The 15,299-nt window shown below is 54.5% G+C and carries 14 protein-coding genes; 4 read left to right on the top strand and 10 right to left on the bottom strand.

Annotation, left to right across the window (positions count from 1 at the left end; all coding sequences use genetic code 11):
- Positions 1–115: 115 nt before the first annotated feature.
- A complete protein-coding gene (pepD, locus tag SK53_RS11045) occupies positions 116–1,573 on the top strand; it encodes a cytosol nonspecific dipeptidase (RefSeq protein WP_003863206.1) in 1,458 nt (485 codons plus the stop codon).
- A 55-nt stretch (positions 1,574–1,628) separates the two neighbouring features.
- Here pepD and dinB read toward each other — a convergent pair whose 3' ends face one another.
- The 8 genes from dinB to SK53_RS11085 form a co-directional block, all read right to left on the bottom strand.
- On the bottom strand, positions 1,629–2,687 hold the full coding sequence (gene dinB / locus SK53_RS11050; RefSeq protein WP_003863209.1) for a DNA polymerase IV: 1,059 nt from the start codon (positions 2,685–2,687) through the stop codon (positions 1,629–1,631).
- Positions 2,688–2,794: 107 nt separating this feature from the next.
- The gene (nqrM, locus tag SK53_RS11055; RefSeq protein WP_003863212.1) at positions 2,795–2,995 is read right to left on the bottom strand and encodes a (Na+)-NQR maturation NqrM; all 201 of its coding nucleotides are present in this window, start codon (positions 2,993–2,995) and stop codon (positions 2,795–2,797) included.
- Between the two features lie 2 nt (positions 2,996–2,997).
- Positions 2,998–4,221 (bottom strand): NADH:ubiquinone reductase (Na(+)-transporting) subunit F, encoded by a 1,224-nt coding sequence (gene nqrF / locus SK53_RS11060; RefSeq protein WP_023315477.1) that lies wholly within the window; start codon positions 4,219–4,221, stop codon positions 2,998–3,000.
- 10 nt (positions 4,222–4,231) lie between these two features.
- Positions 4,232–4,828 (bottom strand): NADH:ubiquinone reductase (Na(+)-transporting) subunit E, encoded by a 597-nt coding sequence (gene nqrE / locus SK53_RS11065; RefSeq protein ID WP_003863217.1) that lies wholly within the window; start codon positions 4,826–4,828, stop codon positions 4,232–4,234.
- A gap of 6 nt (positions 4,829–4,834) precedes the next feature.
- Positions 4,835–5,473: an NADH:ubiquinone reductase (Na(+)-transporting) subunit D gene (locus tag SK53_RS11070; RefSeq protein WP_003863219.1), complete on the bottom strand. Its 639-nt coding sequence runs from the start codon at positions 5,471–5,473 to the stop codon at positions 4,835–4,837.
- Complete coding sequence (locus tag SK53_RS11075) at positions 5,466–6,260, bottom strand: Na(+)-translocating NADH-quinone reductase subunit C (RefSeq protein WP_045895633.1); 795 nt, start codon at positions 6,258–6,260, stop codon at positions 5,466–5,468. The genes SK53_RS11070 and SK53_RS11075 overlap by 8 nt, the downstream gene beginning before the upstream one ends.
- A complete protein-coding gene (locus SK53_RS11080) occupies positions 6,253–7,488 on the bottom strand; it encodes an NADH:ubiquinone reductase (Na(+)-transporting) subunit B (RefSeq protein ID WP_022647143.1) in 1,236 nt (411 codons plus the stop codon). Before SK53_RS11080 ends, SK53_RS11075 begins: the two co-directional genes overlap by 8 nt.
- A 2-nt stretch (positions 7,489–7,490) precedes the next feature.
- Entirely contained in the window at positions 7,491–8,834 is a 1,344-nt protein-coding gene (locus tag SK53_RS11085) for a Na(+)-translocating NADH-quinone reductase subunit A (RefSeq protein WP_023315474.1), read from the bottom strand.
- 300 nt (positions 8,835–9,134) lie between these two features.
- On the opposite strand from SK53_RS11085, the gene dpaA reads away from it, so the two are divergent.
- The gene (dpaA, locus tag SK53_RS11090; RefSeq protein WP_023315473.1) at positions 9,135–9,875 is read left to right on the top strand and encodes a peptidoglycan meso-diaminopimelic acid protein amidase; all 741 of its coding nucleotides are present in this window, start codon (positions 9,135–9,137) and stop codon (positions 9,873–9,875) included.
- On the opposite strand, the gene SK53_RS11095 is transcribed toward dpaA, so the two are convergent.
- Both SK53_RS11095 and lpcA read right to left on the bottom strand, forming a co-directional pair.
- Complete coding sequence (locus tag SK53_RS11095) at positions 9,846–10,613, bottom strand: class II glutamine amidotransferase (protein ID WP_017383120.1); 768 nt, start codon at positions 10,611–10,613, stop codon at positions 9,846–9,848. The two genes, dpaA and SK53_RS11095, sit on opposite strands and share 30 nt — an antisense overlap.
- Positions 10,614–10,661: 48 nt before the next feature.
- On the bottom strand, positions 10,662–11,240 hold the full coding sequence (gene lpcA / locus SK53_RS11100; protein WP_003863232.1) for a D-sedoheptulose 7-phosphate isomerase: 579 nt from the start codon (positions 11,238–11,240) through the stop codon (positions 10,662–10,664).
- Positions 11,241–11,479: 239 nt separating this feature from the next.
- Between lpcA and fadE the strand changes: the two genes are divergently transcribed.
- Positions 11,480–13,924, top strand: coding sequence for an acyl-CoA dehydrogenase FadE (gene fadE, locus SK53_RS11105; RefSeq protein WP_023315472.1), 2,445 nt, complete (start codon positions 11,480–11,482; stop codon positions 13,922–13,924).
- 108 nt (positions 13,925–14,032) lie between these two features.
- Positions 14,033–14,809: an amidohydrolase gene (locus SK53_RS11110; protein WP_023324198.1), complete on the top strand. Its 777-nt coding sequence runs from the start codon at positions 14,033–14,035 to the stop codon at positions 14,807–14,809.
- Positions 14,810–15,299 lie beyond the last annotated feature (490 nt).

Raw genomic sequence — 15,299 nt, forward strand, 5'->3', positions numbered from 1 at the left:
GGGAGAAAGTGGTATTCTCAGTTGCATCTCGCAAGCCTGACTTGTGGTAACGATTAACCTGCTAACCCTGTGACCTGCAACATTGTTTTGCAGCGCAACGACAAGGAGACCTATCGTGTCTGAACTGTCTCAATTATCTCCACAGCCGCTGTGGGATATTTTTGCCAAAATCTGCTCCATTCCGCACCCTTCCTATCACGAAGAACAGCTTGCCGAACATATTATGGGCTGGGCAAAGGAAAAAGGTCTGCACGCTGAACGCGACCAGGTTGGCAATATTCTTATCCGCAAACCTGCCACCGCAGGTATGGAAAACCGTAAGCCAGTGGTATTGCAGGCGCACCTGGACATGGTTCCGCAGAAAAACAACGACACCGTTCACGACTTCACAAAAGACCCGATTCAGCCGTACATCGACGGCGAGTGGGTGAAGGCGCGGGGCACGACCCTGGGCGCAGATAACGGCATTGGTATGGCTTCCGCGCTGGCCGTGCTGGCTGACGACAGCGTTGAACACGGTCCGCTGGAAGTGCTGCTGACCATGACTGAAGAAGCGGGCATGGATGGCGCGTTCGGTCTCCAGGCAAACTGGCTGCAAGCGGACATTCTAATCAACACCGACTCCGAAGAAGAAGGTGAGATCTACATGGGCTGCGCGGGCGGGATCGATTTCATCTCTACCCTGCCGCTGTCCCGCGAAGCGATCCCTGCCGGATTCGAGACCTTTAAGCTGACGCTGAAAGGGCTGAAAGGCGGTCACTCCGGCGGGGATATTCACCTGGGCCTGGGCAACGCCAACAAACTGCTGGCGCGTTTCCTGGCGGGCCATGCCGCTGAACTGGATCTGCGTCTGGTGGACTTCAACGGCGGTACTCTGCGTAACGCGATCCCTCGCGAAGCCTTCGCTACCTTGGCAGTGCCTGCGTCGAAAGCGGACGAACTGAAAAAACTCTCCAGCGTGTATCTGGAGATCCTGAAAAACGAACTGTCTGCAAAAGAGAAAAACCTGACGGTGGTGCTGGAGTCCGTTACGACGGATAAAGCCGCGCTGACCGCACAGTCTCGTGACACGTTCGTCCAGCTGCTGAACGCAACGCCAAACGGCGTTATTCGCAACTCTGACGTGGCGAAAGGCGTGGTGGAAACCTCCCTGAACGTGGGCGTGGTGACCATGGGTGACGACAGCGCAGAGATCATCTGCCTGATCCGTTCCCTGATCGACAGCGGTAAAGAGTACGTTGTGAGCATGCTGGAATCTCTGGGTACCCTGGCGGGCGCGAAAACGTCTGCAAAAGGCAGCTACCCGGGCTGGCAGCCGGATGCAAGTTCTCCGGTCATGGCACTGGTGCGTGAAACTTATCAGCGACTGTTCAACAGCACCCCGAACATTCAGGTTATTCACGCGGGTCTGGAGTGTGGTCTGTTCAAGAAACCGTATCCGGATATGGACATGGTCTCCATTGGGCCGACCATCACCGGGCCACACTCCCCGGATGAGCAGGTTCATATTGAAAGCGTCGGTCACTACTGGACGCTGCTGACTGAGCTGCTGAAAGCAATCCCTGCGAAGTAATTCGCCGTCTGTTGCCCGGTGGCGCTACGCTTACCGGGCCTACAATTAGCGTAATCTACAGTCCCAACACCAGCTGACGCTCCAGCTGCGGATCCAGCAAGGTGACGTGCAGCCCCACCAGCCTCACCCCTCGCCCGCCCCGCCGTTCTTCCCATGCCTTTTTTGCCGTCGCGATAAGATCCTCTTTGTTGAGGCGTGGCCAGACGTGTTCCTGCGTCGTTTGCTGAAAATCGTTAAATTTCAGTTTGATGCCCTGCCGGGCAATAAGCAGATCCGGTTTGACCTTCAGTAAGCGTCGTTCAAGTTCAGGATAGAGTTGTTCCGTAATAATGGTTTCACATTCGGTCCAGTCATGGATATCTTCACTCAGCGTGCGTTCAACGCCGACCGATTTACGCAGCCGTTCGTTGTTCACATCCCGGTCATCAATGCCCTGACTGCGTTCCCACAGTACGCGGCCAAACTTGCCAAAACGCTTAAGCAGCAGCGCCAGATCGCTGCGCTGAACGTCTTCGCAGGTGCGTAGCCCCATACTTTCCAGCTTCGCGGCGGAGACTTTGCCCACTCCGGGGATTTTGCTGAGCGGCAGCGTCTTTAAAAACGCCGAAACTTCTTCCGGAGTGATAACGTACTGGCCGTTGGGCTTATTTAAATCGGAGGCGATTTTGGCGAGAAATTTGACCGGCGCGACACCCGCCGATGCCGTCAGGTTCAGCTCGTTGAAAATAGTCTGGCGGATCTCCTGCGCCATCAGGGTGGCGGAGCCGTGGCAGTGCACGCTGTGGGTGACATCCAGATAGGCTTCATCCAGCGATAACGGTTCAATCAGTGAGGTGTAGCGGGAAAAGATCTCCCGAATGTGGCTCGATGCTTCTTTATAGGCATCAAAACGTCCGGGCAAAAGAGTGAGATGCGGGCACAGTTTCAGCGCCATCGCTGTCGGCATGGCGCTGCGCACGCCGTATTTGCGAGCAGGATAGTTGGCGGTGCTGATGACACCGCGCTGTACCCGGCTGCCGCCAATGGCAATGGGAATATCCCGCAGCGCCGGGTTGTCACGCATCTCCACTGCGGCAAAAAAGCAGTCCATATCGACGTGGATTATTTTGCGCATAGTAAGCCCTCACTCGTTACTGGATAAGTATACAGTAAACAAATGAGGGTTGAGAAGTGTGCATGGGAATTGTCGGGTGGCGGCGTTGCCTTACCCGACCAGGAAGACTAAATAATGCGTTGCTGCTCGCGAGCCATCCGCTTTTTCCGCGCATCGCACGGTTCCGGACAATCGCACACTTTTTCCATTCCGATGGAAGAGATGCCTCCGCAACTGCCCTGAATGCTTTTACGCTTGATGATCCAGCCTAAGGACATGCCGAAGATCACCAGCACAAACACCGCAAAGGTCGCCAGAAAGGTCAGCATAATCAGCCTCCGAAATCATCGAGCATGATGTTCTCATCTTCCACGCCAAGATCTTTTAGCATCTTAATCACGGCCGCGTTCATCATTGGTGGACCACACATATAGAACTCGCAGTCTTCCGGTGCCGGGTGCTGTTTGAGGTAATTTTCATACAGCACGTTGTGGATGAAGCCCGTATAGCCTGTCCAGTTATCTTCCGGCTGCGGATCGGATAACGCCACATGGAAGGTAAAGTTAGGGTTATCACGTGCCAGTTGTTCAAACTCATCGTCATAGAACATTTCGCGCAGTGAACGCGCTCCGTACCAGAAGCTGATCTTGCGCTTGCTGCCAAGTCGTTTGAGCTGGTCAAAGATATGCGAACGCATCGGCGCCATACCCGCTCCGCCGCCGATAAAGACCATCTCCGCGTCAGTATCTTTGGCAAAGAATTCGCCGAACGGGCCGGAAATCGTCACTTTGTCGCCAGGCTTGAGGGACCAGATATAGGATGACATGACGCCAGGGGGGGCATCAGGCACATTCGGTGGCGGCGTGGCGATACGCACGTTGAGCATAATAATGCCCTTCTCTTCCGGGTAGTTAGCCATGGAATAGGCGCGGAGCGCGGGCTCTTTTACCTCGGAAACGAAGCGGAAGAGGTTAAATTTATCCCAGTCGGCCCGGTACTCTTCGGGCACGTCGAAGTCAGCATACGCGACGGTGTGTGCCGGACATTCAATCTGGATATACCCACCCGCACGGAACGGGACGCTCTCCCCTTCAGGGACACGCAGCTTGAGCTCTTTAATGAACGTGGCTTTGTTATCGTTAGAGATAACTTCGCACTCCCATTTTTTCACGCCGAAGATCTCCTCCGGCAGCTCAATCTTCATGTTCTGGCGCACAGCGACCTGACACGCCAGACGGCATCCCTCTTTCGCTTCACGCTTCGTAATATGGGACAGTTCCGTTGGCAGAATATCACCGCCGCCCTCTTTCACCGTCACACGGCACTGGCCACAGGAGCCACCGCCGCCACAGGCAGACGAGACAAAAATCCCGTTGCCGGAGAGCGTGTTAAGCAGCTTATCCCCTGCCGGGGTACGGATCTGATTCTGCGGATCGTCATTGATATCAATGATCACATCCCCGGAATTGACCAGCTTCGCACGCGCCGCCAGGATCAGCCCTGACAGCACCAGTACTATCAGCGTGAACATCACCACGCCAAGAATAATTTCCATTTGTTAGCCCTTATAGCTGCACACCGGAGAAGGACATAAAGCCCAACGCCATCAGGCCGGTGGTGATAAAGGTGATCCCTAAGCCACGAAGCCCCGCAGGTACGTTGGCATATTTCATTTTTTCACGGATCCCCGCCATGGTAACAATCGCCAGCATCCAGCCGATACCGGAACCGAAGCCATACACAACCGATTCACTGAAGTTGTAATCACGCTGAACCATAAAGGAAACACCGCCAAAAATGGCGCAGTTCACGGCGATCAGCGGCAGGAAGATCCCCAGCGCGTTGTACAGCGACGGGAAGTATTTATCGAGGATCATCTCCAGGATCTGAACAAGCGCCGCAATCACTCCGATAAAGGTGATGAAGTTCAGGAAGCTAAGATCAACCCCCTCCACCAGCGCGCCATCGCGCAGCACGAAGTTGAATACCAGGTTGTTAATCGGAACGGAAAGCCCCAGCACAACGGTAACTGCCACGCCCAGACCAAATGCCGTCGATACCTTTTTAGAAACGGCAAGGAACGTACACATGCCCAGGAAGAAAGCGAGCGCCATGTTTTCAACAAACACCGCGCGCACAAATAAACTCAGGTAATGAGCCATTGTCGGTTACTCCTTTTCCTGCTGTTCAGGCTTCAACGTACGAATCAGCCAGATCAGCAAACCGATAATGAAAAATGCGCTTGGGGCCAGCAGGAACAGGCCGTTCGGCAGATACCAGCCGCCGTTCTGTACCGTATCCAGCACCGGAATGCCAAACAGCTTGCCGCTGCCAATAAGTTCGCGCAGGAAACCAACCGTCAACAGGATTACGCCGTAACCCAGGCCGTTGCCGATACCGTCCATAAAGCTCGCCAGCGGCGGCATTTTCATCGCATAGGCTTCAGCACGCCCCATCACGATACAGTTGGTGATAATCAGGCCGACAAACACCGAAAGCTGCTTCGAGGTTTCATAGGCGAAGGCGCGCAGGAGCTGATCGACCACGATCACCAGCGAGGCGATGATCGCCATCTGCACGATGATCCTTACGCTGTTGGGTATGTGGTGGCGGATCATTGAGATAAACATGCTGGAAAAAGCTGTCACCAGCGTTACCGCCAGCGTCATGACCACCGCCGTTTCCAGCTTGGTGGTGACCGCCAGCGCCGAGCACACCCCCAGCACCTGAAGCGTTATCGGGTTATTGGCTAACAGCGGGCCAATCAGCACCTTTTTAACTTCTTTCAGTTCACCCGTATCAGCCATTATTCAGCGCTCCTTCACGTACATTCTTCAGGAAGGGACCAAAGCCCAGTTCACCCATCCAGAAATCAAAGCTGTGCTGCACACCGTTTGAGGTGAGCGTGGCGCCGGAAAGGCCATCAACGGCAAATTCATCGCCGGGACGCGCGCCCCCTTTTACCACCTTCAGCGCAGGCTGGCCGTTGTCGTCGAGCACTTTTTTACCAACAAACTGTGCCCGCCAATTAGGGTTCTCAACTTCGCCCCCCAGCCCCGGCGTTTCGCCCTGATCGTAATAAGTAATGCCTTTAACCGTACGGCCGTCGGTATCCAGCGCCACAAAGGCGTACATCATTGACCATAAACCGTTGCCATAGATGGGCAACACGATTTTCTGAATGCGTTTTTGCTCGTCACGGACGAGGTAAATCTCCGCGACATTGCTGCGGCGCTTAATGCCTGCCGGATCCTGCGAGGCGTCAAGCGTGGTGCTCATTTGCGGATCTTTTAGCGCCAGCGCCTGGTTGTATTTCGCCGGGTCTTTATCCATTAACTCCCCGGTTTTTAAATCCACCAGCCGTGCGGTAATACGTTCGGCAAACACCGCTGCGACGTCATCCTTCGTCATGCCTTCCTGTATCAGTCCAGCCACGGCCAGGATGTTACGCTGTTTATCCAGCGCTCGTTGTTCCTGCTGGAGAGGTTTTAACCCTACGGCAGAACCGGCCACGACAATGGAACAAACCAGACACAGTACCAGCACCACCAGCAGCGTTTTGCTGATGCTGTCGTTATTTTTGATCTCAGCCACGCGCCTTCCTCCGCTTAATGTTGGCGCGCACGACCAGGTAGTCGAACAGCGGCGCAAACAGATTGGCAAACAGAATGGCCAACATCATCCCTTCCGGATAAGCCGGGTTGACCACGCGAATCAGTACACACATCACCCCAATGAGCGCGCCGTAACACCATTTACCTCTGTCGGTAAACGAAGCCGAGACGGGATCGGTGGCCATGAACATCATGCCAAACGCAAAGCCCCCCAGCACGAGGTGCCAGTACCACGGCATGGAGAACATCGGGTTTGTGTCTGAACCAATGAAGTTGAAAAGCGTGGCGGTGAGTACCATCCCGAGCATGACGCCAGCGACAATGCGCCAGGACGCCACGCGGCCAAAGAGGATGATGGCCCCGCCGATCAAAATCATCAGGGTAGACACTTCACCGATGGAGCCTGGAATATTGCCGATAAACGCATCAAACCAGGTGACAGGCTGTCCGGTTGCATTATTGACCAGCGTTTCGCCGCCGCCAGCCGCCCACTGTGAAAGTGGCGTCGCGCCGGAGAATCCGTCTGCTGCCGTCCACACCAGGTCGCCCGAGATTTGCGCCGGATAAGCAAAGAACAGGAACGCGCGTCCTGCCAGCGCCGGGTTGAGGAAGTTGCGTCCGGTCCCGCCGAAGATCTCCTTGGCAATCACCACGCCAAAGCTGATCCCCATCGCCGCCTGCCAGAGCGGCAGCGTTGGCGGAACAATCAGCGCAAACAGAATAGAGGTAACAAAGAAGCCCTCGTTGATCTCATGTTTGCGAATAATGGCGAACAGCACCTCCCAGAAACCGCCCACGATAAAGACAGTCATATAGATGGGGAGGAAGAAGACAGCGCCCAGCGTCATCATGCTGATCCAGCCGGCATCTGCCGCAAAGCTCACCCCCAGCGACTGTGCCAGACGATAGTGCCAGTCAGACTGAATCACCTGCGCCAGCTGCTCTGCATCATACATATGGTGCAGCGCCGGAATAGTTTGCAACCCAACGTTATACATCCCCCAGAACATGGCCGGGAAGACCGCAAACCAGACCAGAATCATCATTCGCTTGAGGTCGATGGCGTCGCGAACGTGCGCCGCGCCTTTCGTTACCAGACCCGGCGTGTAGAAAATGGTCGTTGTCGCTTCATACAGCGGGTAGTACTTTTTGAGCTTCCCTTCGGTAAAGTGCGGCTCAATTTTTTCAAAGAGGTGTTTTAAGCCCATGTTTATCCTTCCTGCTCAATGCGGGTTAACACCTCGCGCAATACGGGTCCATATTCGTATTTACCTGGACACACATAGGTACACAGCGCCAGATCTTCTTCGTCCAGCTCCAGACAGCCCAGCGCCTGGGCACCGTCGGTATCACCGGCCAGGAGATCCCGCAGCAGCACGGTGGGCAGAATATCCAGCGGCATCACGCGTTCGTAGTTGCCAATCGGAACCATGGCGCGCTCACCGCCGTTGGTGCTGGTGGAGAAGTTAAACAGCTTATGACGCAGGAAGTGGCCGAGCGTGGTGCGGGTTACCGAGTATTTTTCTGCGCCAGGCAGTACCCAGCCGAACAGCTCTTTATCGCGTCCTTCAAGCACCACACTCACCTGAAGATGGAAACGACCCAGCCAGGCCATCGGGCCTGTCGCGTGCCTGCCGCTCAGCACCGAACCGGAAATAATACGGTTTTCACCCTCTTTCGTTTCGCCAGCCAACAGCGCCGTCAGGTCAGCCCCAAGCAGCGTGCGAACCAGACGCGGTTGGGTTGCCTGAGGGCCGCCGATGGCAATAATGCGTTCTGCGCACAGCTCACCCGTGGTGAACAGCTTACCGATAGCGATCACGTCCTGATAATTAAGATGCCAGACCTGTTTCGTCAGGCTTACCGGCTCCAGGAAATGAATATGCGTTCCCACCAGCCCCGCCGGATGCGGGCCGGCAAATTCATTAAAGGCCACCTGCCCTTGCGGATGACCGCCCAGCTTACCGCCGCTGGCCTGGCAGACATGCACTTTGCCCGGCGTCAGGCGTGTTAACACGGTGAGGCCGGCATCGAAAGCTTTTCGTTCCGCCAGGATAAGAGGCTGCGGATCTGCGCTGAGCGGGTTGGTGTCGATGGCCGTAACGAAGATAGCGGCCGGCACAGTGCCTGGCACGGGCGTTTTGCTATAGGGCCGCGTGCGAAGCGCCGTCCACAGTCCCGACTCCAGCAGTTGCGTCTGCACCACGTCGTGGCTGAGGGTGGCGAGATCGGCGGCGTCAAAACGCGCAAATTCGCGTTTCTCATCACCTTCAATTTGAATAACAACCGATTGCAGGACGCGACGCTCACCACGATGGATGGCAACAACGGTGCCGCTGGCTGGGGCTGTAAACATAACGCCAGGATTTTTTTTATCCTCGAAGAGTGCCTGGCCTTTTATTACGCGATCGCCTTCCTGTACCAGCATCGCAGGACGCATGCCCACGTAATCATCACCTACAATGGCGACATGATGAATACTGGCGCCGGTGGTAACGTGCTGTTCAGGCACGCCAGAGATTGGCAGATCGAGTCCTTTTCTGATTCTAAACATGTGGTTAGCAGGTATCCATGAACAACAATCCAGAGAGGCCGGAGTGTACCATTTTCGGCCCTGCCAGGGGCAGCAAATCCGCCGTCTGGCGCGCCGAAATGCGAGCTATTGCGCAAAGTTCCTGGAGTCAGGACAATGTGAATGGGTTATAAAGTAAAACTAATTTGTAAACGCAAAGGTTGGCTCTTGCGAAAATCTCCATCGGTGCTAATGTGAGCGCTCCTGTCCAGATTAGTCTGATTTCGGGTGTCTTTTGCCGTTCTGGCAAGTTGGTCATTGTTTTATCAAGGAACCAGTAGTATGCGTAAAATCGCATTGTTCATTGCGATGCTTCTGATACCGTGCATGTCGTTTGCCGGGCTGCTTGGCAGTAATAGTTCAACGACGCCGATCAGTAAAGAGTATAAACAGCAGTTGATGGGATCCCCGGTTTATATTCAAATCTTCAAGGAAGAGCGCACACTCGATCTGTTTGTCAAAATGGGCGAGACTTATCAGCTGCTCGATAGCTACAAAATCTGTAACTATTCTGGCGGGCTGGGGCCGAAACAGCGGCAGGGTGACTTCAAAAGTCCGGAAGGGTTTTACAACGTTCAGCGTAACCAGCTAAAACCGGACAGCCGCTTCTATAAAGCGATTAACATCGGTTTCCCCAATGCCTTCGACCGTGCGCACGGTTACGAAGGGAAATACCTGATGATCCACGGCGCCTGCGTGTCTGTCGGCTGTTATGCGATGACGGATTCCGGCATTGATGAAATCTTCCAGTTTGTCACGGGCGCACTGGTCTTCGGTCAGCCGAATGTTCAGGTCAGCATCTATCCGTTCCGTATGACGGATGCGAACATGGCACGCCATAAGTACTCTGTTTACACAGATTTCTGGAAACAGCTAAAACCGGGCTATGACTACTTCGAGCAGACCCATAAGCCGCCGGTGGTGTCCATCGTCAATGGCCGTTACGTGGTGAGTAAACCGCTCAGCCATGAAGTGGTTCAGCCGCAGCTGGCGTCAAATTACGCGGTCCCCGAGACAAAATAGCGCCCACTCGCCTGGCATGATCTTTTGCCAGGTTTCGTTGCCCGTCAGCGGCTGCGTTGCAATGACAGTGACCACATCGTTCGGTGTGGTCTCCTTCTGAAAATCAATTTCCACATCCTGATCGAGCAGCGTGGCGACGCCAAACGGCGCACGTCGGGTGATCCAGAACAGATTTGTCGAGCAGAACGCCATCACGTAGCGCCCGTCAGACAGCAGCATATTAAAGACGCCCTTCTCGCGTAACTCAGACGCCAGTGACGCTATGTATTTAAAAACGGCGGTCATGTTGCCGGGCGTACGGGGGTAGCGCTCGGTCAGCTTGTGCAGCAGCCAGCAAAATGCTTTTTCGCTGTCCGTTTCACCGACAGGACGAAAATTGCCGGTTTCCAGTGATTTATAGCCCGAGAGCTGCCCGTTGTGCGCGTAGGTCCAGTTACGGCCCCACAGTTCACGGGTAAACGGATGGGTATTTTCCAGCGCCACTTCGCCGCGATTGGCCTGGCGAATATGCGCGATCACCGAACAGGATTTAATAGGATAGTCCTGCACCAGTCTGGCAATGGGTGAGTTAAAGCTGGGCTGTGGATCTTTAAACGTGCGGCATCCTTTGCCTTCGTAGAAGGTAATGCCCCAGCCGTCTTTATGCGGCCCGGTTCCTCCACCGCGCTGAACCAGCCCGGTAAAACTAAAGCAGATATCGGTTGGCACATTGGCGCTCATCCCGAGCAGTTCGCACATAGATCACCTCCACAACAGCGGGGGGCACCGGCGCCCCCCAGCGAAGTCTTACTTAACCATCTCTTTTTCGATCAATTGGATCAGGATGTGGATCACTTTGATGTGAATTTCCTGAACGCGATCGGCATAACCGAAGTGTGGAACGCGGATTTCAATGTCCGCTGTACCGTCCATCTTACCGCCATCTTTCCCGGTCAGGGTGATCACTTTCATGCCCTTCTCACGCGCGGCGGCGATCGCTTTGATCACGTTAGCGGAGTTACCGGACGTGGAGATACCGAGAAGCACATCGCCTTCACGGCCTACGGCTTCAACGTAGCGGGAAAAGATGTGGTCGTAACCAAAGTCGTTGCCTACACAGGAGATGTGGCTCACGTCGGAAATCGCAATCGCCGGGTAGCCCGGACGGTTTTCGCGATAGCGTCCGGTCAGCTCCTCGGCGAAGTGCATGGCGTCACAGTGGGAACCGCCGTTACCGCAGGAGAGCACTTTACCGCCGGCTTTGAAGCTGTCGGCAAGCAGGACCGCCGCGCGCTGAATAGCGTGAATATTGGCATCATCTTTCAGAAAGTTCGCCAGCGTTTCCGCCGCTTCGTTCAGTTCGTTACGAATAAGATCCTGGTACATGAGGATAATCCTTCAGTATTGATGAAATAACACAGTGGAGTGTACCGGATAGCAGTAAAAGCGAGAAGCTAAAGCCATGCGAATCGTCCGGCGTTTTGATTTTTTGTGCCGGCTAAAACGCGAACAATGTGAACCAGGTTGTAATTATTTTGTAAACACATTGCTAAAGGAAATGACATCAACTACAACCATATCATCACAAGTGGTCAGACCTCCTACAAGCAAGGGAGCTTTTCTTTATGATGATTTTGAGCATTCTCGCAACCGTTGTACTGCTCGGTGTGTTGTTCTATCACCGTGTTAGTTTATTCCTGAGTAGCCTGATTCTTCTGGCCTGGACGGCTGCACTTGGCGTCGCTGGCCTGTGGAATATCTGGGTTCTTGTTCCCCTGGCCATCATTTTACTGCCGTTTAACCTGACGCCGATGCGTAAGTCGATGATCTCTGTGCCGGTGTTCAGGGGATTCCGTAAAGTGATGCCGCCGATGTCGCGTACAGAGAAAGAAGCGATTGACGCCGGTACGACCTGGTGGGAAGGCGATCTGTTCCAGGGCAACCCGGACTGGAAAAAGCTTCACAACTATCCACAGCCGCGTCTGACCGCCGAAGAACAGGCCTTTATTGATGGTCCGGTAGAAGAAGCGTGCCGCATGGCAAACGACTTTGCCATCACTCACGAAATGGCCGACCTGCCGCCTGAGCTGTGGGCATACCTGAAAGAGCATCGCTTCTTCGCGATGATCATTAAGAAAGAGTATGGCGGTCTGGAATTCTCCGCTTACGCTCAGGCTCGCGTGCTGCAAAAACTGGCGGGTGTCTCCGGGATCCTGGCGATTACCGTTGGCGTGCCAAACTCCTTAGGCCCGGGCGAGCTGTTACAGCATTACGGTACAGAAGAGCAGAAAGATCACTACCTGCCGCGTCTGGCGCGTGGCCAGGAAATTCCGTGCTTCGCGCTGACCAGCCCGGAGGCGGGCTCTGATGCCGGCGCGATCCCCGATACCGGCGTGGTTTGCATGGGCGAGTGGCAGGGCCAGCAGGTGCTGGGCATGCGCCTGACCTGGAACAAACGTTATATCACCCTCGCGCCTATCGCCACGGTGCTGGGCCTGGCGTTCAAACTCTCTGACCCGGAAAAACTGCTGGGCGGTGAAGAAGATCTGGGCATTACCTGTGCGCTGATCCCAACCTCGACCCCAGGTGTTGAGATTGGTCGCCGTCACTTCCCGCTGAACGTACCGTTCCAGAACGGTCCTACCCGCGGTCAGGATATCTTTGTCCCGATTGATTACATCATCGGTGGCCCGAAAATGGCCGGTCAGGGCTGGCGTATGCTGGTAGAATGTCTGTCTGTGGGCCGCGGCATTACCCTGCCGTCGAACTCAACCGGCGGTCTGAAATCGGTGGCGATGGGGATTGGGGCTTACGCGCATATCCGCCGTCAGTTCAAAATCTCCATCGGCAAGATGGAAGGTATCGAAGAGCCGCTGGCGCGTATTGCGGGCAATGCATACGTGATGGACGCCGCAGCCTCGCTGATTACCTACGGAATTATGCTGGGCGAAAAACCCGCCGTGCTGTCGGCAATTGTGAAATACCACTGTACCCACCGTGCACAGCAGTCAATTATTGATGCAATGGATATCGCAGGCGGTAAAGGGATCATGCTCGGTGAAGGCAACTTCCTGGCACGCAGCTATCAGGGCGCTCCGATTGCCATCACTGTTGAAGGGGCAAACATCCTGACCCGCAGCATGATGATCTTCGGTCAGGGCGCCATTCGCTGCCATCCGTACGTGCTGGAAGAGATGGCTGCCGCTCAGAATAATGATGTGGATGCCTTCGACAAGCTGCTGTTCAAACATATCGGTCACGTCGGCAGTAACAAGGTGCGCAGCTTCTGGCTGGGCCTGACGCGCGGGCTGACCAGCGCGACGCCAACCGGTGATGCGACCAAACGTTACTACCAGCACCTTAACCGTCTGAGCGCCAACCTGGCTCTGCTGTCTGACGTTTCCATGGCGGTGCTGGGCGGTAGCCTGAAGCGTCGCGAGCGCATCTCCGCCCGTCTGGGTGATGTGCTGAGCCAGATCTTCCTGGCCTCTGCGGTGCTGAAACGCTACGACGATGAAGGCCGTCAGGAAGCGGATCTGCCGCTGGTGCACTGGGGCGTGCAGGATGCGATGTATCAGGCCGAACAGGCAATTGACGATCTGCTGGCGAACTTCCCGAACCGCTTCGTGGCAGGTGCCCTGCGCGTCGTGATCTTCCCGACCGGTCGTCATCACCTGGCGCCGTCCGACAAGCTGGATCACAAGGTAGCGAAGATCCTCCAGGTACCGAGCGCAACCCGCTCTCGTATTGGTCGGGGTCAATATCTGGCACCTACCCCGCATAACCCGGTAGGTTTGCTGGAAGAGGCGCTGCTTGACGTGATGGCCGCCGACCCGATTCACCAGAAGATCTGCAAACAGCTGGGCAAAAATCTGCCGTTTACACGACTGGATGAGCTGGCAAAACAGGCGCTGGCGGGTGGCATCATCGACAACAGCGAAGCTGCGATTCTGGTGAAAGCCGAAGAGAGCCGTCTGCGCAGTATTAACGTGGATGATTTCGAACCAGAAGAGCTGGCGACACAGCCGGTAAAGCTGCCGGAGAAGCACCGCAAACCTGAAGCCGCATAAGACGTTCAGCGTCCATCAACCCCGCTCCGTGCGGGGTTTTTTAATGCCACATTTTCTCGTAATGACGTGCTACAGTGTCAAAAAGCGATCTTTTAAGGAGTCGGTATCGTGCCTGGTTTGAAGATTTCTGTTTTGCAGCAGCCTTTAGTTTGGATGGACGGTCCAGCCAACCTTCGCCATTTCGATCGCCAGCTCGAAGAGATTAGCGGTCGCGATGTGATTGTCCTGCCGGAGATGTTCACCACGGGTTTTGCGATGGAGGCTGCAAAACAGTCGATGCCGCAGGACGAGGTTGTGGCCTGGATGCACGCCAAAGCGCAGGAGACAAACGCGCTGATTGCCGGTAGCGTCGCCCTCCAGACCGAACGCGGGCCGGTTAACCGCTTCCTGCTGGTCGAGCCAGAGGGAAAGGTGCATTTCTACGATAAGCGCCACCTGTTCCGCATGGCGGATGAACATCAACATTATGAAGCCGGAAGCGAACGCGTGGTATTTGAATGGCGCGGCTGGCGTATTCTGCCGCTGGTCTGCTATGACCTGCGCTTCCCGGTGTGGTCGCGCAACCGCAACGATTATGACCTGGCGCTGTATGTTGCCAACTGGCCTGCGCCACGTTCACTTCACTGGCAGGCGTTATTAACGGCGCGGGCAATTGAAAACCAGGCTTATATTGTGGGATGTAACCGCGTAGGCACGGATGGTAACGGACACCATTATCGCGGCGACAGCCGGGTAATAAGCCCGCAGGGAGAAATTATTGCTACAGCCGAGCCGCATCAGGCCACGCGAATTGACGCCGAGCTTTCGTTAACTGCGCTAACGGAATATCGCGAGAAGTTTCCGGCCTGGCAGGATGCCGATCGTTTTAGCATAGAAAATAAATAAAGGACATCGTCGTTTACTTTAGCCAGGTCGTACGAGAACCTAATGCGCGACCTGGTAAATAAGCAATATTTACATTCACACTGAATCTGACGTTCCCGCCCACCCCCTCTTTTCTTTTTATCGAAACATTCTATTCCAACCTTATAAAGTTTAGTCCTTCAATGTTTAACATTATGTTAATTGCAATAGCATTACCAAGTGAAAACAAATAACCACCCATTAACAAAACAGAAGAACAATAACCCAAAAACCCGTAAATCGGCCATTTAAGAAAACATGTAAGCACTTGAAAAATATAGACTTAAATCTTAAATGCAGCCTGAAAAGGTGTGTTCAGACTATTTAATTAAGACTTATACCAGGTATTCAGTATGATGCCTCACATCAAACGACGAGGTTGATGCTTCGTCCAAAACTAATATCGTGCTTAATCATCGCGTATAAGGTGTAATATGTTATTTCACACTAATAACTCTATTTATTTATCTCA

Source organism: Enterobacter sp. MGH119 (assembly GCF_001037675.1).
In the GTDB taxonomy this organism is placed as follows: Bacteria; Pseudomonadota; Gammaproteobacteria; order Enterobacterales; family Enterobacteriaceae; genus Enterobacter; species Enterobacter hormaechei_C.

Coding starts and splice junctions, on each gene's coding strand:
- dinB (WP_003863209.1), bottom strand. CDS start 2,687: ATGCGCAAAATAATCCACGTCGATATGGACTGCTTTTTTGCCGCAGTG.
- nqrM (WP_003863212.1), bottom strand. CDS start 2,995: ATGCTGACCTTTCTGGCGACCTTTGCGGTGTTTGTGCTGGTGATCTTC.
- nqrF (WP_023315477.1), bottom strand. CDS start 4,221: ATGGAAATTATTCTTGGCGTGGTGATGTTCACGCTGATAGTACTGGTG.
- nqrE (WP_003863217.1), bottom strand. CDS start 4,828: ATGGCTCATTACCTGAGTTTATTTGTGCGCGCGGTGTTTGTTGAAAAC.
- SK53_RS11070 (WP_003863219.1), bottom strand. CDS start 5,473: ATGGCTGATACGGGTGAACTGAAAGAAGTTAAAAAGGTGCTGATTGGC.
- SK53_RS11080 (WP_022647143.1), bottom strand. CDS start 7,488: ATGGGCTTAAAACACCTCTTTGAAAAAATTGAGCCGCACTTTACCGAA.
- SK53_RS11085 (WP_023315474.1), bottom strand. CDS start 8,834: ATGTTTAGAATCAGAAAAGGACTCGATCTGCCAATCTCTGGCGTGCCT.
- dpaA (WP_023315473.1), top strand. CDS start 9,135: ATGCGTAAAATCGCATTGTTCATTGCGATGCTTCTGATACCGTGCATG.
- SK53_RS11095 (WP_017383120.1), bottom strand. CDS start 10,613: ATGTGCGAACTGCTCGGGATGAGCGCCAATGTGCCAACCGATATCTGC.
- lpcA (WP_003863232.1), bottom strand. CDS start 11,240: ATGTACCAGGATCTTATTCGTAACGAACTGAACGAAGCGGCGGAAACG.
- fadE (WP_023315472.1), top strand. CDS start 11,480: ATGATGATTTTGAGCATTCTCGCAACCGTTGTACTGCTCGGTGTGTTG.